15 protein-coding genes, 3 tRNA genes and 1 pseudogene are annotated in these 17823 nt (G+C 71.4%); 14 read left to right on the forward strand and 5 right to left on the reverse strand.

Annotated features, from left to right (window positions below; genetic code table 11):
* Positions 1–8 precede the first annotated feature (8 nt).
* The 5 genes from ubiE (at position 9) to cls (ending at position 5444) form a co-directional block, all read left to right on the forward strand.
* A complete protein-coding gene (gene ubiE, locus ASG28_RS01565) occupies positions 9–749 on the forward strand; it encodes a bifunctional demethylmenaquinone methyltransferase/2-methoxy-6-polyprenyl-1,4-benzoquinol methylase UbiE (protein WP_235477462.1) in 741 nt (246 codons plus the stop codon).
* The gene (locus ASG28_RS01570; RefSeq protein ID WP_055971273.1) at positions 746–1885 is read left to right on the forward strand and encodes a polyprenyl synthetase family protein; all 1140 of its coding nucleotides are present in this window, start codon (positions 746–748) and stop codon (positions 1883–1885) included. Before ubiE ends, ASG28_RS01570 begins: the two co-directional genes overlap by 4 nt.
* A gap of 82 nt (positions 1886–1967) precedes the next feature.
* The gene (locus tag ASG28_RS01575; RefSeq protein ID WP_055971276.1) at positions 1968–3350 is read left to right on the forward strand and encodes an FAD-dependent oxidoreductase; all 1383 of its coding nucleotides are present in this window, start codon (positions 1968–1970) and stop codon (positions 3348–3350) included.
* Between the two features lie 105 nt (positions 3351–3455).
* The gene (locus tag ASG28_RS01580) at positions 3456–3944 is read left to right on the forward strand and encodes a YajQ family cyclic di-GMP-binding protein (RefSeq protein ID WP_055971279.1); all 489 of its coding nucleotides are present in this window, start codon (positions 3456–3458) and stop codon (positions 3942–3944) included.
* A gap of 33 nt (positions 3945–3977) precedes the next feature.
* On the forward strand, positions 3978–5444 hold the full coding sequence (gene cls / locus ASG28_RS01585) for a cardiolipin synthase (RefSeq protein ID WP_055971282.1): 1467 nt from the start codon (positions 3978–3980) through the stop codon (positions 5442–5444).
* 215 nt (positions 5445–5659) lie between these two features.
* Here cls and ASG28_RS01590 read toward each other — a convergent pair whose 3' ends face one another.
* On the reverse strand, positions 5660–6529 hold the full coding sequence (locus tag ASG28_RS01590) for a type IV toxin-antitoxin system AbiEi family antitoxin domain-containing protein (protein WP_056051091.1): 870 nt from the start codon (positions 6527–6529) through the stop codon (positions 5660–5662).
* A 359-nt stretch (positions 6530–6888) separates the two neighbouring features.
* On the opposite strand from ASG28_RS01590, the gene ASG28_RS01595 reads away from it, so the two are divergent.
* From ASG28_RS01595 to ASG28_RS01605, 3 genes are all read left to right on the forward strand, one after another.
* Positions 6889–6970, forward strand: a tRNA-Tyr gene (locus ASG28_RS01595).
* Positions 6971–7046: 76 nt separating this feature from the next.
* Positions 7047–7859 (forward strand): inositol monophosphatase family protein, encoded by an 813-nt coding sequence (locus ASG28_RS01600; RefSeq protein WP_055971288.1) that lies wholly within the window; start codon positions 7047–7049, stop codon positions 7857–7859.
* Between the two features lie 275 nt (positions 7860–8134).
* Positions 8135–9286, forward strand: a complete 1152-nt coding sequence (locus ASG28_RS01605) for a M23 family metallopeptidase (protein WP_055971292.1) — start codon at positions 8135–8137, stop codon at positions 9284–9286.
* An 80-nt stretch (positions 9287–9366) separates the two neighbouring features.
* Here ASG28_RS01605 and ASG28_RS01610 read toward each other — a convergent pair whose 3' ends face one another.
* On the reverse strand, positions 9367–11091 hold the full coding sequence (locus ASG28_RS01610; RefSeq protein ID WP_055971297.1) for a glycoside hydrolase family 13 protein: 1725 nt from the start codon (positions 11089–11091) through the stop codon (positions 9367–9369).
* Between the two features lie 130 nt (positions 11092–11221).
* Between ASG28_RS01610 and ASG28_RS01615 the strand changes: the two genes are divergently transcribed.
* Positions 11222–12166: an aldo/keto reductase gene (locus ASG28_RS01615; RefSeq protein ID WP_200925245.1), complete on the forward strand. Its 945-nt coding sequence runs from the start codon at positions 11222–11224 to the stop codon at positions 12164–12166.
* Here ASG28_RS01615 and ASG28_RS01620 read toward each other — a convergent pair.
* Positions 12134–12736 carry a 2'-5' RNA ligase family protein gene (locus ASG28_RS01620; protein ID WP_055971301.1) on the reverse strand — a complete coding sequence of 201 codons (603 nt, stop codon included), beginning with the start codon at positions 12734–12736 and terminating at the stop codon, positions 12134–12136. The genes ASG28_RS01615 and ASG28_RS01620 overlap by 33 nt on opposite strands.
* Before the next feature lie 126 nt (positions 12737–12862).
* On the opposite strand from ASG28_RS01620, the gene ASG28_RS01625 reads away from it, so the two are divergent.
* The 5 genes from ASG28_RS01625 to ASG28_RS01645 all read left to right on the forward strand — a co-directional run bounded on the left by ASG28_RS01625 (position 12863) and on the right by ASG28_RS01645 (position 16225).
* A tRNA-Thr gene (locus ASG28_RS01625) sits at positions 12863–12934 on the forward strand.
* Positions 12935–12986: 52 nt separating this feature from the next.
* A tRNA-Met gene (locus tag ASG28_RS01630) sits at positions 12987–13060 on the forward strand.
* Positions 13061–13177: 117 nt separating this feature from the next.
* Positions 13178–14296, forward strand: coding sequence for a type III polyketide synthase (locus ASG28_RS16310; RefSeq protein ID WP_055971304.1), 1119 nt, complete (start codon positions 13178–13180; stop codon positions 14294–14296).
* Positions 14293–15075, forward strand: coding sequence for a class I SAM-dependent methyltransferase (locus tag ASG28_RS16315; RefSeq protein WP_235477465.1), 783 nt, complete (start codon positions 14293–14295; stop codon positions 15073–15075). The genes ASG28_RS16310 and ASG28_RS16315 overlap by 4 nt, the downstream gene beginning before the upstream one ends.
* Positions 15062–16225 carry an FAD-dependent oxidoreductase gene (locus ASG28_RS01645; protein ID WP_157485606.1) on the forward strand — a complete coding sequence of 388 codons (1164 nt, stop codon included), beginning with the start codon at positions 15062–15064 and terminating at the stop codon, positions 16223–16225. The genes ASG28_RS16315 and ASG28_RS01645 overlap by 14 nt, the downstream gene beginning before the upstream one ends.
* A 40-nt stretch (positions 16226–16265) precedes the next feature.
* Here the strand turns inward: ASG28_RS01645 and ASG28_RS01650 are convergent, their stop codons facing one another.
* Both ASG28_RS01650 and ASG28_RS16830 read right to left on the reverse strand, forming a co-directional pair.
* Positions 16266–17168 (reverse strand): UbiA family prenyltransferase, encoded by a 903-nt coding sequence (locus ASG28_RS01650; protein WP_082454223.1) that lies wholly within the window; start codon positions 17166–17168, stop codon positions 16266–16268.
* 292 nt (positions 17169–17460) lie between these two features.
* Positions 17461–17676 (reverse strand): annotated as a pseudogene (locus tag ASG28_RS16830) (DUF3072 domain-containing protein); the annotation flags it as partial.
* Positions 17677–17823 lie beyond the last annotated feature (147 nt).

The raw sequence follows: 17823 nt of genomic DNA on the forward strand, positions 1-17823 counted from the left end.
CCACCATCGTGACCAAGGCCGACATGAACAAGCAACCCGACGAGGTCGCCTCGATGTTCGACGGCGTCGCGCGCCATTACGACCGCACGAACGACGTGCTCTCGGCGGGCAACGCCGTCCTGTGGCGCATCGCCACCGTCAAGGCGATCGGCGCCGGTCCGGCCGACAAGGTCCTCGACATCGCGGCGGGCACGGGCACCAGTTCGGCGGCCATCGCGCAGCGGGGTGCCGAGGTCGTCGCCCTCGACTTCTCCGAGGGCATGGTCGAGGTCGGCCGCGAACGCCACCCCGAGCTCGAGTTCGTCGAGGGCAACGCCGAGTCGCTGCCCTTCGACGACGACACCTTCGACGCCGTCACCATCTCGTTCGGGCTGCGCAACGTCAACCGGCCCAAGGTCGCACTCGCCGAGATGAACCGCGTGCTCAAGCCCGGCGGCCGCCTCGTCGTCTGCGAGTTCTCCACCCCGCCGTTCGGTCTGCTGCGTGCCGCGTACCGTGCCTACCTCCGGTACGGCATGCCCCTCGTCGCCAAGCTCACGAGCAGCAACGGTCCGGCCTACTCGTACCTCGCCGAGTCCATCGAGCAGTGGCCCGAGCAGCAGGTCCTCAGCCAGTGGATCCGCGGTGCCGGGTTCACCCGCGTAGCCCACCGCGACCTCAGCTTCGGCATCGTCGCCCTGCACCGCGGTCGCAAGCCGGCGTCGGGTGCCGCGCGCGCCTCCTCGCGGTCGAAGCGGGCCACGTCGTGAACGCCGGCGCTCCTCCGGCGCAGCGCAACTCGCTGGGTCGATCGCTCGGTCTCGGCGAGAAGCTGTTCGCCACGCCGACCGAGCGTCGCTTCGTGGCCGCGGTCGACGACGGGCTCGAACTCGTCGAAGAGGGGTTGCTGCGCGAGATCGCCTTCGCCGACGACATCGCCGACGCCACGACGCGATACCTGCTCGCCGCCGGCGGCAAGCGCGTCCGACCGACCCTCACACTGCTCATCGCCCAGCTGGGCGACGGCGCGACGCCGGGCATCGTCGCCTCGGCGCAGGCCACCGAGATCACCCACCTCGCCTCGCTCTACCACGACGACGTCATGGACGAGGCGCAGATGCGTCGCGGCGTCCCCAGCGCCCAGACCGTGTGGGGCAACAACGTCGCGATCCTTGCCGGCGACCTGCTGTTCGCTCGAGCCAGCACGATCGTGTCGGGCCTCGGCCAAGAGGCCATCCTGCTGCAGGCCGAGACCTTCGAGCGCCTGTGCCTCGGGCAGCTGCACGAGACGGTCGGCCCTCGCGAGGGCGACGACCCGATCGCCCACTACATCGACGTGCTCGCCGACAAGACGGGGTCGCTCATCTCGACCGCCGCGCGTGCCGGCGTCATGTTCAGCGGGGCACCGCGCGAATACCTCGCACCCGTCGCCGAGTTCGGCGAGAAGATCGGCATCGCCTTCCAACTGATCGACGACGTCATCGACCTGTCCGACCAGCCCGCCGAGACCGGCAAGAAGGCCGGCACCGACCTGCGGGCGGGCGTCGTCACGCTCCCGGTGCTGTACCTGCGTCAGCTGGCGCAGACCGATCTCGAGGCGTCGTCCCTGTTGTCCGAGATCGACCGCATCGTCGACGCCACGCGTGCGGCGGCGCACCGGTCGGGCGTCGAGCCGACCGCCGAGGGCGGCTCGTCGGCACCGCTCGCCGACGCGACGGCCCACCTCGACGACGAGTTCGCCGACCTGGTCCGACGGGTCCGCGAGCACGAGGTCACCGAACGCACCCGGGTCGAGGCCCACCGCTGGGCCCGAGAGGCCCTCGACGCCCTGGCGGCGCTGCCCGACGGGCCCGTCAAGAAGGCGCTCACCCGCTTCGCCGATCGCGTGGTCGAGCGCTCCGCCTGACCGGCACCGCGCCTCCTCGTCCTCGAGCACCATCGTCCAACCGGCCGGCCTCGCCGAGCCACCCCAGATCTAGGGAGAACCCGTGACCACCTTGCGACTGGCCATCGTCGGCGCCGGACCGGCCGGCATCTACGCCGCCGACATCCTCGCGAAGGCCGAGAAGGCCTTCGACGTCTCGATCGACCTCTTCGAGCAGCTGCCGGCCCCCTACGGTCTCGTGCGCTACGGCGTGGCCCCCGACCACCCCCGCATCAAGGGCATCGTCAACGCCCTGCGCGACGTGCTCGACAGCGGTGACATCCGGGTCTTCGGCAACGTCCGCTACGGCGTCGACATCGGGCTCGACGACCTGCGCAAGCACTACAACGCCGTCATCTTCTCGACCGGTGCCATCAAGGACGCCGACCTCGACATCCCCGGCATCGATCTCGAGGGCAGCTACGGCGCCGCCGACTTCGTCAGCTGGTTCGACGGCCACCCCGACTTCCCCCGCACCTGGCCGCTCGACGCGACGTCGGTCGCCGTCGTCGGCGTCGGCAACGTCGCCCTCGACGTGTCGCGCATCCTGGCGAAGCACGCCGACGACCTGCTGCCCACCGAGATCCCCGACAACGTCTACGCGGGCCTCAAGCAGTCGTCGATCACCGACGTGCACGTCTTCGGTCGCCGAGGTCCCGCACAGGTCAAGTTCACGCCGCTCGAGCTGCGCGAGCTCGGCGAGGTGCGCGACGTCGACATGATCGTCTACGACGAGGACTTCGACCACGACGAGGCGTCGAAGACGGCCATCGCGACCAACAAACAGGTCTTCGTCATCGACAAGGTGCTGAACCAGTGGCGGCAGCGCGAGGTCGGCACGGCGTCGCGTCGCCTGCACCTGCACTTCTACGCCAAGCCCGTCGAGGTCGTCGGCGACGCCGACGGACGTGTCGCGGCCTTCCGGTACGAGCGCACCCGGCCCGACGGTCAGGGCGGCGTCGAGGGCACCGGCGAGCTCCGCGACGTGCCGATCCAGGCCATCTACCGCGCGGTCGGCTACTTCGGCTCGCCCCTCGACGGCATCCCGTTCGACGAGCGTCGCGGAGTGATCCCGAACCACGAGGGTCAGGTGATGGGCGACGACAACCAGATCGTCCCCGGCGTCTACGCCACCGGGTGGATCAAGCGCGGCCCCGTCGGTCTCATCGGGCACACGAAGTCCGACGCGATGGAGACCGTCAAGCACCTCATCAACGACCAGGCCAGCTGGTGGCAGCCGGTCGACCCGTCCGACGAGGCCATCCCGGCCCTGCTCGAGCAGCGCGGCGTCGAGTACACCGACCTCGAGGGCTGGCACCGGCTCGACGAGCACGAGATCGCCCTCGGCGGGGCCCACGAGCACGAGCGAGCCCGAGTCAAGGTCGTGGAGCGCGACGAGATGGTGCGCGTCTCGCGCGCCGTCGAAGCGGAGTCGACGCCGGCCTGACCTCCCCGGTCGCCCGCACCGCGCCTCCTCGGCTCCCCTCGACGGGGGACCCGAGGAGGCGCGCGGTCGTCACCGACCTCGGTGGTCGTCGGTAAGGTGGTCCCCATGGCAGACAGTTCCTTCGACGTGGTCAGCAAGGTCGACAAGATGGAGGCCGACAACGCCCTCCACCAGGCCCAGAAAGAGATCGAGCAGCGGTACGACTTCAAGGGCGTCGGCGCCTCGGTCGACTGGAGCGGCGAGAAGCTGCTGCTGAAGGCCGGCACCGAAGAACGCGTCAAGGCCGTGCTCGACGTGCTCGAGTCGAAGTTCATCAAGCGCAGCATCAGCCTCAAGCACCTCGACGTCGGCGAGCCCTTCGCCAGCGGCAAGGAGTACCGCATCGAGGCGTCCCTCAAGCAGGGCATCGAGCAGGACGCCGCGAAGAAGATCGGCAAGATCATCCGCGACGAGGCCCCCAAGAGCGTGAAGAGCCAGATCCAGGGCGACGAGCTGCGCGTGCAGTCCAAGAGTCGAGACGACCTCCAGGCCACCATGGCGCTGTTGAAGAAGGCCGACCTCGACGTCGACCTGCAGTTCGTCAACTTCCGCTAGTCACCCGCGGCACACGGCTCCGAGGTCCCGTCCATGGTCGAACCCGCCTGGGTGGCGCCGACGATCGCCGTGCTGGGCATCGTGCTCGACATCGCGATCAGGGTCTTCGCGATCGTCTACGTGCCGATCAACCGGCGGCCGCAGACGGCCACCGCGTGGTTGCTCGCGATTTTCCTGATCCCGTACGTCGGGTTCGTCCTGTTCCTGTTGATCGGCAGCACGAAGTTGCCCGCGCGGCGTCGTGAGAAGCAGAGCGAGATCAACAAGTACATCATCGAGACGACCGAGGGCATGGAGCGCGTCAAGCGCGACCACCCGTGGCCGGCCTGGCTCGACTCCGTGGTCGAACTCAACCGCACGCTCGGGGCCATGCCCCTGGTCGGCGGCAACACCGGTGAGATGCACACCGACTACGACGAGTCCATGGCGGCCATGGTCGAGGCCGTCGACGGGGCGCACCGCTACGTCCACGCCGAGTTCTACATCACGAGCCTCGACCGCACGACCGAGCCGTTCTTCCTCGCACTCGAGAACGCCCGTCGACGGGGCGTCACGGTCCGCGTGCTGATGGACCACATCGCCAGTCGCGGGTACCCGGGCTACCGCAAGGCGCGAAGACGGCTGGACGCGATGGGCGTGCAGTGGCAGCTCATGCTGCCCGTGCTGCCGTTGCGGGGCAAGTACCAACGGCCCGATCTGCGCAACCACCGCAAGCTGCTCGTGATCGACGGTCGCGTGGCCTTCACGGGCTCGCAGAACATGGTCGACAAGAGCTACCAGAAGCGCAAGAACAAGCGACGCGGCCTCGAGTGGAAAGACTTCATGGTCCGCTTCGAGGGCCCCATCGTCGCCGGCATCAACGCCTTGTTCGTCACCGACTGGTACAGCGAGACCGACGAGTTGCTGCTCCGCGAGACCGACCCCGTGCACACGGCCGACCGGCTCGAGACCATCGACTGCCAGGTGGTGCCGAGCGGGCCGGGTTTCGACGGCGAGAACAACCTGCGGCTCTTCAACTCGCTGCTCTACAGCGCGCAGGAGCGCATCATCATCACCAGCCCCTACTTCGTGCCCGACGAGTCGATGCTCTACGCCGTCACGACGGCGGCCCAGCGGGGGCTCGAGGTGCAGCTCTTCGTCAGCGAGATCGGCGACCAGCCTGTGGTCTACCACGCGCAACGCTCCTACTACGAGGCCCTGCTGCGGTCGGGGGTCCGCATCTTCCTCTATCGCTCGCCGACGGTGTTGCACGCCAAGCACTTCTCGATCGACGACGAGGTCGCCGTCATCGGCTCGAGCAACATGGACATGCGGTCCTTCAGCCTCAACCTCGAGATCTCGGTCATGGTGCGCGGACGCGAGTTCGTCGACCGGCTGCGCGAGGTCGAGCAGACGTACCGCGACTCGAGCCGCGAACTGTTCCTCGACGACTGGCTCGTGCGCCCCTTCCGCTCGAAGGTCCTCGACAACGTCGCCCGCCTCACCTCCGCCGTCCAGTAGCCGCGCGCCCCCGCCCCCGCCCCTCTGCTCCGTGTGCAAATCGCGACAGTTGCGCGTCGACACGCCGGCAGATCTTGGTTCGGCGGGGTGCGAGGCCGAGAAATGTCGGGTTTGGCTCGGTGCGCCAACTGGGTGAGGTCGGGTTCGGCCCGCCCCGGTGGGCGGGCGGGGCCGGGTTCGGACTGCCTCGGCCGAGACGAGAGAGGTCGACCGGGCTAACGCCCCAGGGTCATCCGGACGGCCTGGCGAACCGCATGCCAGTCGAACAGCACCTGCGGGTACGTGACCTCGAGGACGACGAAGCCGAGGCCGGTGATGTGGACGATCCGTTCACGGTCTCGGTTGTAATGAGCAGGCGAGGAATGGTGTTCCTTGCTCACGCATTCGAGCACGAACCAGCCGTCGATCAGCAGATCGACGCGGGTGTGATCGTCGACCCACACCTGAGGCTCGGCGTGGATGCCGTCACGTGCGAGAAGGAGGCGCGCCATGGACTCGGTCCCGGACTCGGCCCTCGGGTCGATCATGGTCACGAGTCCCTGAGCTGAGCGTCGTGTCGCCAAGAGGCGTGAGACCTCGTCGAGGTCGGGCCGCTGCATCGGGGCCAGCCGGAGGGCGGAGTCGACGATGGCTGCCGCGTGCTCAGCTGGTTCGTGGAGGAACGCCTGGGCCGCCGCCCTGCTCGGGGACGCCATCAGTCGTTCCGTGCGGCGATCGAACCGCGACAGGTCACGAAGGACGAGCACGTCGGATCGCTCCGGGTCGAGCCGTTCCCCGGCGTCGTCCGGGTCCCGGAGATCGCGGGCGTTGTGCGGAACGGAGACGACCAGGCGTGGACTCGGGGGAACCCAAGCGCCTCGATGCGCGAGCGACGAGGCTCCCGACAGCGCGCCTCCTACCCGCGCCGCCCGGACGACGTCGGTCGGCAGATCGACGAGTCCGTAGAGTCCGTGCCGGATGCGGACGATCTCACCGGCGGCCCACGACGACTCCACCTGGCGCCGGGACAGGCCGGCGGCAAACAGTTGACGACGGTGGGCGACGGAGCCGAGCCGTCTCACGGTGGCGGGGACGATGGCGGTCATCTGCAGAGCCTTCTGGCCGCCGGGAGGGCAGAAGTCTCGACCACTGCGGCCTGGGGAGGGCGAAGACCTCCGACCCGCTGTGGGCGAGACGAACCGCCGCGCACCTCCTCGTCGACCGATCGGGGGCCGAACCCGACTGCTGGACCCGCCCACAGCGTGCCGAATCCGACCACTGGTCCACGAGACCGCCTGTCGAATCGCGGAACGGCGGCGTGTCGGTGGCCGGTTGTCGCGATGTGCACAGCGGCGAGGGGAGGGCGGGCAGGGGAGGGGCGAGGCCGAGTGGTCGTGAGGGGGCTCGGGAGGCTGTATATTTGTCGGGCGCCTCCGGTCGGTGATCACACGGGCTGGGCGTGCATGGCAAGTTACCCAAGCGGCCAAAGGGATCTGACTGTAAATCAGCCGGCGTAGCCTTCGGGGGTTCGAATCCCTCACTTGCCACGGTTGCCCCTCAAGAACGGACTCGCTCGTCGAGTCCGTTCTTGCGTTACCGGGCGCCTCACCCCCAGGAGGACCCGTGTCCGTCACCCCGACCCCCGCCGAGTTGCTCGAGATCGCCGTCGTCGTCGCGCGTGAGGCCGCCGAGCTGGCGGCCCGCCGCCGATCCGAGGGGGTCGAGGTCGCCGAGACCAAGAGCAGTGCCGTCGACGTCGTGACGCACACCGACCGTGAGGTCGAGGCGTACGTCCGGGGTCGTCTGGCCGAGCTGCGTCCCGGCGACGGCTTCTTCGGTGAAGAGGGCGAGGCCGACGACTCGACCACGGGTCTCACCTGGGTCGTCGACCCCATCGACGGCACCGTCAACTTCCTCTACGGCATCCCGCAGTGGGCCGTGAGCATCGCCGTCGTCGAGGGCGGCCCCGATCCGCTCACCTGGCGTGCCCTCGCGGCGGTCGTCGCCAACCCGACGTCGGGCGAGACCTTCACGGCGTCGGTCGGCGGCGGTGCGTGGCTGGACGGGCGTCGTCTCGGGGTGAACGCTCCGGCCTCCCTCGAGCTGTCCCTGCTGGCGACCGGGTTCTCGTACGACGCCGCCCGCCGTGTCGAGCACGCGGAGGCGCTGGTCCGGGTGGTCGGGCGCGTCCGTGACCTGAGGCGCTTGGGGGCGGCCTCGCTCGACCTCTGCGCCGTCGCGGCGGGGCGGGTCGACGCCTACGTCGAGCGAGGGCTCAAGCCGTGGGACCACGCGGCGGGTGCGCTCGTGGCCGCTGAGGCAGGCGCCGTCGTCCGCGGAGAGGTCGGTGAGGCCCCCAGCGAATCGCTGACCTTCGTGGCGGCCCCCAGCATCGCCCGCGGCCTCGCCACCCTCGTCGTCGAGGCCGGCATCTGACAGGGAACACCCTCGTCGCGCACAAGTCGTCGCACGTTGTCATACTGTGTTTCAACTGTACATATCCACATTGACACCCGAACGCGGGTAGCCATTCGTTCACCGACCGGCTACCCTGGTGAGGTCGTTACTGATCCGTGATCATCGCGTGATGCATTCCTCGGCGGCCTCCTCCGAAGGTCCGCATCGAGACCGTGCCACGATCACCAGTGGCGGCCGTGAAGACGACGGTGCACCCACCGTCCGATCCCGATCACCCCGAGGACCCATCACACGTGACGAAGTACCAGCAGATCGCCGAGCCCGACGGCGACGGAACCCCGTCGCGTCGCGCCACCGACGACCTCACGGGCACCGGTTCGCTGAGCGTCGCTCCGACCGTCCCCGTCGTGGCCGACGCCCCCGTCTACCTCACCCGTCGTGAAGCCCGCGAGGCCGAGCGCCGCGCCGCCCAGGTCGCCGTGACGACGAGCCCCGCAGAGGCGAAGGCCCCTGCCGCGCCGACTCCTCCGGCCGCCGTCGTCGAGCACGCGCTCGTGGCCGAGGCCCCCACTCCGAAGGCTCCGACAGCGGCGACCGAGCCCGTCTCTCCGAGGCGTGCCGCGCGGCTCGCCGCCGAGTCCGGCACGCATGCCTCTGCCGCCGGACGCACCAAGGCGGCCCGCACCCAGCGCCCCGCCGCTCGCCGCGAGGCACCCGTCCGCGCCCCCCGCACCGCCGGGGCCACCTTCCGTCGCAACACCAAGCGTGTCACCGTCGTCGGAGCCATGCTCTTCGCCGGGTCGATGCTCGTGGCCACCTCGGTGCCCGCCAACGCCTTCTTCGTCGACACCCCCACGCAGACGGCCGCCAAGAAGGCCGCCGACTCGCAGAGCTACACGGCGGCCGCGCCCTCGGCAGACGGTACGGCCGGCATCTCGCGTGACGGCTACTCGGTCACCGAGATGAAGGCGGTCACCGAATACGCCTCGACGAGTGCCAGCACGTTCTCCAACGACGTCAACGGCACGGTGCAGTGGCCGTTCCAGACGGGTGTGCCCATCAGCAGCGGCTTCGGTGCCCGTCAGGTCGCCAACTGCGGCTTCTGCTCCACGTTCCACCAGGGTCTCGACTTCGTCCCCGGTGCCGGTTCGCCGATCCAGTCGATCGCCGACGGCGTCGTCAGCAAGGTCGACGGTCCCTCTGGTGCCCTGGGCAACAACGTGTGGATCGACCACGTCGTCAACGGCCAGAAGGTCACCAGCGTCTACGCGCACATGCAGACCGGTTCGGTCGAGGTCCGCGAGGGCGAGACCGTCACGGTCGGCACCATCATCGGAAAGGTCGGCAGCACGGGCAACAGCACCGGGGCCCACCTGCACTTCGAGATCGTGATCGGTGGCGTGCCCGTCGACCCGTATCCCTGGCTCCAGGCCAACACGAACTGACCCCCGCGCTTCCGCGACCGCGGTGAGCACGAGAAGAGCCCCACCTGTTACCAGGTGGGGCTCTTCCGCTGTCGCCGTGCCTACGACGTGGTCGCGAGCCAGACCGTCGCGTTGGCCGGCAGGGCCGGCCCGTCGACGACCATGGTGGCCAGAAGGACCTCGGCCACGGGCAACTCGACGGGGACGTCGCCCATGTTGCTCACGACGGTGACGCCTTGGCTGCGGAACGCGACCACGTCGGGTCCGAAGCCGTCGAGCCAGGTCAGCGTGCCCGCACCGAGCTCGTGGTCGGCACGGAGGCGCAGCGCCCGCGTGTAGAGCTCGAGCGTCGAGCCGGCCACGCCCCGCTGCTCGTCGCGGGCGTACGTCGACCAGTCGGCGGGCTGGGGCAACCAGGAGGCGCCGGTCGCGTTGAACCCGAAGGCCGGCTCGGTCGCGGACCAGGGCAGCGGCACGCGGCAGCCGTCCCGGCCGTAGCGCTCCCCGTCCGTGCGGAACCACGTGGGGTCTTGTCGGGAGTCGTCGGGCAGGTCGATCGCCTCGGGCAGGCCGAGTTCTTCACCCTGGTAGACGTAGGCGCTGCCGGGGAGGGCCAGCATGAGTGCCGACGCGGCTCGGGCCCTGGCCAGCCCGAGCTCGGGGACGGGGAGCCCTTCGCTCTTCGGACCGATGCCGTACCCCTGCGGGTTCTCGGCGGTGAGGGCGAGCCGGCTGGCGTGCCGGACGACGTCGTGGTTGCTCAGCACCCAGGTGCTCGGGGCCCCGACACTCGAGAAGGTCTGGATCGACGCGTCGACGACCTCACGGACGGCCGGGGCCGACCATCCGGTCTCGAGGTAGGCGAAGTTGAAGGCCTGGTGCATCTCGTCGGGGCGCACCCAGTCGGCGAGACGCGAGAGCGGTTCGACCCAGGCCTCGGCGACGAGCACCCGGTCGCCCGGGTACTCGGCGAGGACAGTGTGCCACTCGCGGTAGATCTCGTGCACGCCCTCCTGGCCCCAGTACGGCGGGGGAGCGGAGTCGCCCTGACCGCCGCCCATGCTGCCGGAGTCGGCGGGAGGCGTGTAGTCGGGCAGGCCCTCGGCCTTGACCATGCCGTGTGCGACGTCGACCCGGAACCCGTCGACGCCGCGGTCGAGCCAGAAGCGCAGCACGTCGACGAACTCGTCGCGCACGCGGCGGTTCGTCCAGTCCAGGTCGGGTTGCGACGAGTCGAACAGGTGCAGGTACCACTGACCCGGTCGGCCGTCGGCCTCGGTCACCCGGGACCAGGCCGGGCCGCCGAAGATCGACTGCCAGTTGTTCGGCGGCAGGTCGCCGTCGGGGCCGCGGCCGTCGCGGAACAGGTAGCGGCCGCGGGCGGCCGAACCCGGTGCCGAGGCGAGGGCCTCGCGGAACCACGCGTGGTCGCTCGAGGTGTGGTTCGGCACGACGTCGACGATGACGCGCAGGCCCAGCTCGGTGGCCCGGGCGCGGAGGGCGTCGAAGTCGTCCAGGGTGCCGAACAGCGGGTCGACGTCGCGGTAGTCGGCCACGTCGTAGCCCGCGTCGCGCTGGGGCGAGGTGTAGAACGGCGACAGCCAGACGGCGTCGACGCCGAGCTCGCCGAGGGCGTCGAGGCGCGACGTGATGCCGGGGAGGTCTCCGACGCCGTCGCCGTCGCCGTCGGCGAACGACCGCGGATAGACCTGGTAGATGACGGCGGTTCGCCACCATTCTCCGCCCTGGCCGGTGGTCGTCGCGGTGCCCTCGAGCGGGGCGGTCGGGGTCAGCGTGTCGGTCTCGGCCGGTTCTCGTGTGGACATGCGGCCACGATACGGCAGGCCCCCGACGCGGCATCGGCTACGGTCGTGGTCAGAGCACCCGGCGCGCGAGCTCCGGGGCACGAGCACCCGCGACACGATTGGCACGATCCTGAACCCTGCGACCGACCTCGTGACGGCCGACCTGCCCGCCGGCACCCGGCCGTTCCCGCTCGCGCTGGGGACCAACGTCTTCGGCTGGACGGTCGGCGCCCCCACCGCCCTCGAGGTGCTCGACCTCTTCGCCGACGACGGCGGTCGCGTCGTCGACACGGCCGACGTCTACTCGGCGTGGCTGCCGGGCAACTCCGGGGGCGAGTCCGAGGCGATCATCGGTCGTTGGCTCGCCCGACCGGGCAACCGCGACCGGGTCGTGCTGAGCACCAAGTGCGGGCAGCACCCCGACGCCCCCGGCCTGTCACGCGCCAGCATCCGCACGGCCGTCGAGGCGTCGCTGCGCCGTCTGCGCACCGACCACGTCGACTTCTACTTCACGCACTTCGACGACGACGAGACGCCCCTCGACGAGACCGTGGGCGCGCTCAGCGAGCTCGTCGACGAGGGCAAGATCCTCTGCGCCGGGGCGTCCAACTACACCGGTGCGCGCCTCCGTCAGGCCCTCGCGATCGCCGACCGCGACGGACTGCACCCGTTCCGGTTGGTCCAGGTCGCGTACAACCTGGTGCGTCGCGCCGAGTACGAGAGCGACGTCGCGGCGATCGTCGACCACTACGACCTCGCCGTGCTGCCGCACTCGTCCCTGGCGAGCGGGTTCCTGACGGGCAAGTACCGGCACGAGGCCGGTCGCGGGGACTCCCCCCGGGGCAGCCGGGCCCTCAGCTACATCACCCCGCAGAACCAGGGCACCCTCGAGGTCGTCGTCGAGATCGCCGAGCGGCTCGACGTCCAACCCGGCGCCGTCGCCGTGGCCTGGCTGGCGTCACGCGACAACGTCATCGGCGCCCTCGGCAGCGCCCGCACCCCTCGGCAGCTCGAGGGCCTGCTCGACGCCGCCCGGGTCGAGCTGACCGAGGGCGATCTGGCGTCACTCGAGGCCGTCTCGCGTCCGTTCGCCTGATCTCCGAGGTCGACGTCCGGCACCGTCCCCCTCGTCCGCGGTGACGGGGCCCAGGGCGATGATCGCGCCCGTGCTCGGGTCCCAGCGTCGCAGCTGCGACAGCACGACCGGCCGGGTCGACGGGATGTCGGCGTCGGCGAGGGCGTCGACTGCCCGGGCCACCTGCTCGGGAGTCAGGCGCGACGCGAGCGTGACGTGGGGCGTCCATCGACCGGGGACGGTGTGCGGGACGTCCCCCGCGCCTCCCAGGCTCTCGTGCACCCGGGCGTGGAGATCCAGCAGCTCGCCGGTCACGACCACCGGCCGCACCAGCACGAGCCCGCGCGGAGGCGCGCCGAAGAGCAGCAGCCCGCCGAGTTCGGCCGGCAGCGGCAGCGCCGCCGACAGGGGCAGGAGGCGCGGGTCGGCCGCCGGGTCGAGGCCGGGTCGTGCCACCAGCGTGACGTGCGGCGCGTTCGACGTCCCGGCGTGGTCGCCCTGCGACGGAAGCCCCGCCGCGGACAGCACGCGCCATTCGTCACGGACGGCCTCGTCGGAGGCCGGGTCGAGCAGGAGTTCGAGGCTGTGCACCCGTCGATCCTGCCCCGGACGTGCCTCGCCGGGCCGGGTCGGCACGTGGCGTCAGCACCCCGTTCGCTCTGCTACCCTTGTCTGGTGCCAATCGGCAGCGACCTGGGTCGCTCGCCTGCTGGTCACGCCCCGATAGCTCAGTGGTAGAGCACTTCCATGGTAAGGAAGGGGTCGTCAGTTCAATCCTGACTCGGGGCTCTGGCTGTCTCGGTCCCGTCCCGGTGTGATGCCGGCAGGGCCCGCAGCCTGCGGCGGGGTAGCTCAGTTGGTTAGAGCACACGGCTCATAATCGTGGTGTCGCGGGTTCAAGTCCCGCCCTCGCTACCGCAGGCCCGGATCTCTCACGAGTTCGGGCCTTCGTCGTCGGTGCCCGCCGATCGGCCCCGGCCCGCCGGGGCGAGGCCGGTTCGTCGTGCCCAGGCGCCGGGCCTACGATGAGGCATGGCCGTGAGCATCCGCAGCATCGGCACCGCGGTGCCCCCGACCATCATCCGACAAGACGACGTCCGCGAGATCTTCGCCACCCAGCCCGGCCTCGGCCGCCTCGGGCAGCGCATCGTCGGCGCCGCGTTCGGCGCCTCGGCCATCGAGACCCGGCACACCGTCGTCGACGAGCTCGACCGTCGACCACGCGAGGGCGAGCCGACGTTCTACGACGCCGCGTCGAACGAGATCCTGCGACCCGGCACAGGTGCGCGCAACCAGGTCTACGTGGACCGGTCGCCCGAGCTCTTCCTCGACGCCGCTCGGGCCGCCCTCGCGGGGGCGCCCGACCTCGGTCCCGACGACGTCACGCACGTGATCAGCGTCTCGTGCACCGGCTTCTTCGCGCCCGGCCCCGACTACCTGCTCGTGCGGGGCCTCGGGCTGTCACCGTCGACCCGTCGCCACCACCTCGGCTTCATGGGCTGCTACGGCGCCTTCCCGGCCCTCGCCGCGGCACGGGACTTCTGCCTCGCCGACCCGGAGGCGGTCGTGCTCGTCGTCTGCGCCGAACTCTGCACGCTGCACCTGCGCAGCTCCGACGACCCCGACTCGATCGTCGCCTCGTCCGTGTTCGCCGACGGCGCGGCCGCGGCGGTCGTGACCGCCCTCCCGGCTCCGTCGGGTTCCGTCGTGCTCGACCTCGACGTGCTCGAGACGGTGCTCACCCCGGTCGGCGAGACCGACATGGCGTGGACGATCGGCGACCTGGGCTTCGACATGGTGCTGAGCAGCTACGTGCCGCAGATCATCGAGCTGCACATCGACTCGGCCCTGGCACCGCTCTTCGCGGCCGGCGGCGTCGGCGTCGGCGACGTCGACCTCTGGGCCGTCCATCCGGGCGGGCGCAGCATCCTCGACCGGGTGCAGCAGCAGCTCGGGTTGACGGACGCCCACCTGGCGCCCTCGCGCGACGTGCTGCGCGAGTACGGCAACATGTCGAGCGCGACCGTCCTGTTCATCCTCGCCGAGCTGATGGGCGGGCCCGCCGCCCCGTCGCAGCGCGTGGGTGCCATGGCGTTCGGCCCCGGGCTGACCGTCGAGACCGCGCTGATGACGCGACGCGCGGTCTCGTGAGCGCGACCCGCACCTCCTCGGCTCCGTCGATCGCGGTGCGGCCTCCCTGGTGGCCCGACCTGTCGCGACGGGGCGTCGACCTCGTCGAGCTGATGGACGACCCGGGCTGCGACCTCGGGCTGCTGAACGCCACCTACCGGGCTTTCCCCGTCGTGAACGGTCTCGTCGCGGGGTGGCGTCGGGTGTACCTCCGCCGCCTGCGCCCGGTGCTGTCCGCCGAGAAGGTGACGCGGCTGCTCGACCTCGGGTCCGGCGGCGGCGACCTGGCCCGTGCCCTGGCCGGCTGGGCACGCCGCGACGGCCTCGCTCTCGAGGTCGTGGCCGTCGACCCCGACGACCGGGCCCACGCCTTCGCGGTGTCGCGCCCCGTGCCGGCCGGTGTCGAGTTCCGGCGGGCGTCGAGCACCGAGCTCGTCGCGGCGGGCGAGACCTTCGACGTGGTCGTGTCGAACCACGTGCTGCACCACCTCGACGACGAGGCCCGGGCGGCCGTGCTCGACGACAGCTCCCGGCTGGCCACCCGCCTCGTGCTGCACGCCGACATCGAGCGGGCCCGCGGGGCGTACCTCGCCTACCGGGCCGCCACCTGGCCGTGGCGGAGGCGGTCGTTCGTCCACGTCGACGGACTGTTGTCGATCCGGCGCAGCTTCACCCCGGGCGAGTTGGTCGACGTGGCCCCCAGCGGCTGGCACGTCGTCCGGCAGTGGCCCTTCCGTCTGCTGCTCGTCCGCGAGACCGACGCCGACGTCCCCGGAGGTGCCGGCCGTGCGGACGCATGACGTCCTGATCGTCGGTGGCGGACCCGTCGGGGTGATGCTCGCCGCCGCGTTGGCCGATCGCGGCCTCGACGCCGTCGTCTGGGAGGCGCGGGTCGACGACCCGGCGCACTCTCGCGCCCTCGGCGTGCATCCGCCCTCGATCGACCTGTTCGACCGGCTCGGCCTCGCGGAGGACCTGCTCGCCGACGCCGTCCGCATCCGGCGGGGGATCGCCCGCAGCGGCATCCGGACGGTGGGCGTCGTGCCGTTCGACCGGGCGTCGTCCCGGTGGCCGTTCGTCGCCGCCGTGCCGCAGGACCGCACCGAGGCCGTGCTGCGGACGGGGCTCGCCGCGCGGCGGGACGACGCCCTGCGCCGGGGTGTGCGGTTCGTCGGGCTCGAGCAACGCGACGAGGACGTGGTCGTCCAGGGGGTCGACGACGAGGGCCCGGTGGTCGTCGCCGCCCGGTTCGTCGTCGGGGCCGACGGCACGCGCAGCGCCGTCCGCGCCGCCCTGGGCGTCGACACCAGGGCCCGGGACCTGCCCGACCGCTACGTCATGGGCGATTTCGCCGACACGACCGGCCACGGCCCCGACGCGGTGATCCACCTCGAGCGCACCGGGGTGGTCGAGTCGTTCCCGTTGCCCGCGGGGCGGCGACGATTCGTGGTCCACGCCGGGTCGGCGCACGGGCCGACCGCCCCGGTGACCGCAGACGACGTCGCGCGGGTGGTGTCCGATCGCACCGGGTCGCCCGTCGACCCGACGACCTCGACCATGACCAGTGCGTTCGGCGTCCGACGCCGCCTGGCCACCCGGACGGTCGTCGGCCGGGTCGTGCTGATCGGCGACGCCGCCCACGAGATCAGCCCCATCGGTGGCCAGGGCATGAACCTCGGCTGGCTCGACGGACACGCGCTCGAGACCGCGATCGCCGTGGCGGTGAAGCGGAGGGGAGGGCGGCTGCTCGACCCGACGACGTTCGCCCGCTTCGAGGCCGGCCGCGCCCGCGCCGCCGTCCGGGCCGCCCGCCAGGCCGAGTGGAACACCGCACTCGGTCGACCCGTCGGCGGGGGCACGGCGCGGGCCCGCGACCTGGCGCTCGGGGCCGTGCTGCGGGCCCCGAGTCGGCACGTCCTCGCGTCGGTCTACGCGATGCGCTGGGCCTGACGCGTCCGGCCCCTGCCCGGCCCACCGTGACGCGTGGGCCTCAGGCGACGATCGTGCCGCCGCTGAGGGCCAGCTGCACCACGAGCAGCACGGCCGCGACCATGATCAGCCGGAAGAGGGTCCGCTCGACGCGTCCCGCGAGGACGAGGCGCACGCCGACGACGGCGATGCCGAGGGTCGCGACGGTGCCGATCACCGCAGCCACGAGGCCCGGCGTCGACGAGCCGCCGCCCAGCTGGCCCGAGAGCAGCAGGACGGCCGCGACGGCCAGGGCTGCGAACGCGGTGATTCCCGACACCGTGCGTCCGAGGCGGTGCGGCAGCCCCGCGATGCCGGTGCGCGCGTCGTCGTCGAGGTCGGGCAGCACGTTGGTGAAATGGATGGCGACGCCGAAGACGGCTCCGACGGCCACGGCCCAGGCGGCGGGCGGCGCGGGCGGGGCCGCGGCGAGGGTGGCGACGACGGGCAGCAGGCCGAAGCTGACGACGAACGGCACCACCGAGACCGGTGTGCGCTTGAGCCCGAGGTCGTACGCCCACCCCGAGGCCACGAGCACGAGGTGCGCCGTGCCGGCGGCAGGCCCCAACGCGTACGACGGCACGAGCATCAGGACTCCGCAGACCACCGCGGCGGTGCGGACGGCCGACACGCTCACGCGGCCCTGGGCGACCGGCTTGTCGGTGCGTCCCACGGCGCGGTCGCGTCCGGCGTCGAGCCAGTCGTTGGCGAAGCCGATCGAGGCCTGTCCGAGCAGCACCGCGAGGGCGAGGATCACGAGCCGACCGAGGGGCAGCCCCGAGGAGGCGCCCAGCACGACTGCGAGGAGGGTCACCACGACCGTCGGCCCCGGGTGCGTCGACCCGAGCAGGGCGATGGTCCACGAGGCCGGTCCGTCGCGGCGTCCGGAGCCGACGGCGGAGACCGGGGGCTCGCGGGAGGTCATCCGCTCACCCTAGACGCGCGATGGCCCTCGGCCCTGGACACGGCCGGCCACGTCCGGAAGGACCGGGAACGCGAAGAGGTGCACCCGAGTCGGGGGAGGACTCGGATGCACCCCGTCGCACCCTCGGCGCTCGAGGTGCAGGTGGATCAGTACCGGCACGCGCCGGAGGAGGGTGCCCACGTCGAGTTACCATCCCAGACGTGACTGGAGTGTACGACTGCGCAGGGGGGAACGGAAGAGGCCCGGTACCGTCCTTCGTGGATCGGCCCGGGCCCCGTCGGACGATGAGGCGTCAGGCCCCCCGGCCGGTCTTCTGCTGCAGGCGGTCGATGTGCTCGCTGGCCTCGGCCTTGGTCATGTCGGCGGGCAGCTCTTCGCCGGCCTCGCGGGCGAGGGTGTCGAGGTAGCTCTTCTGCGGGCCGGTGATGGGCTCGTCGCCGGTGACCCAGTCGTCGGGGTCCTTCGACGCCGTGCTGCCGGCGTCGGGGCGGGCGCCGCCGAGTGTCTCGCCGTGTGCGGGGTTCGAGTTCTCTTCGCGGGCCGTGGCGGCCTGGTCGGTCTGCTCGGTGCTCGTCGTGTCGGTGGTCGTCGTCTCGTCGGACTCGGCCGCTGCCGGGTCGACGGGGGTGATGTCGGGGTCGATGTTCGCGTCGCT

The organism is Frigoribacterium sp. Leaf415 (assembly GCF_001424645.1).
In the GTDB taxonomy this organism is placed as follows: Bacteria; Actinomycetota; Actinomycetes; order Actinomycetales; family Microbacteriaceae; genus Frigoribacterium.

Coding starts and splice junctions, on each gene's coding strand:
- ASG28_RS01580 (WP_055971279.1), top strand. CDS start 3,456: ATGGCAGACAGTTCCTTCGACGTGGTCAGCAAGGTCGACAAGATGGAG.
- cls (WP_055971282.1), top strand. CDS start 3,978: ATGGTCGAACCCGCCTGGGTGGCGCCGACGATCGCCGTGCTGGGCATC.
- ASG28_RS01590 (WP_056051091.1), bottom strand. CDS start 6,529: ATGACCGCCATCGTCCCCGCCACCGTGAGACGGCTCGGCTCCGTCGCC.
- ASG28_RS01610 (WP_055971297.1), bottom strand. CDS start 11,091: ATGTCCACACGAGAACCGGCCGAGACCGACACGCTGACCCCGACCGCC.
- ASG28_RS16310 (WP_055971304.1), top strand. CDS start 13,178: ATGGCCGTGAGCATCCGCAGCATCGGCACCGCGGTGCCCCCGACCATC.
- ASG28_RS01650 (WP_082454223.1), bottom strand. CDS start 17,168: ATGACCTCCCGCGAGCCCCCGGTCTCCGCCGTCGGCTCCGGACGCCGC.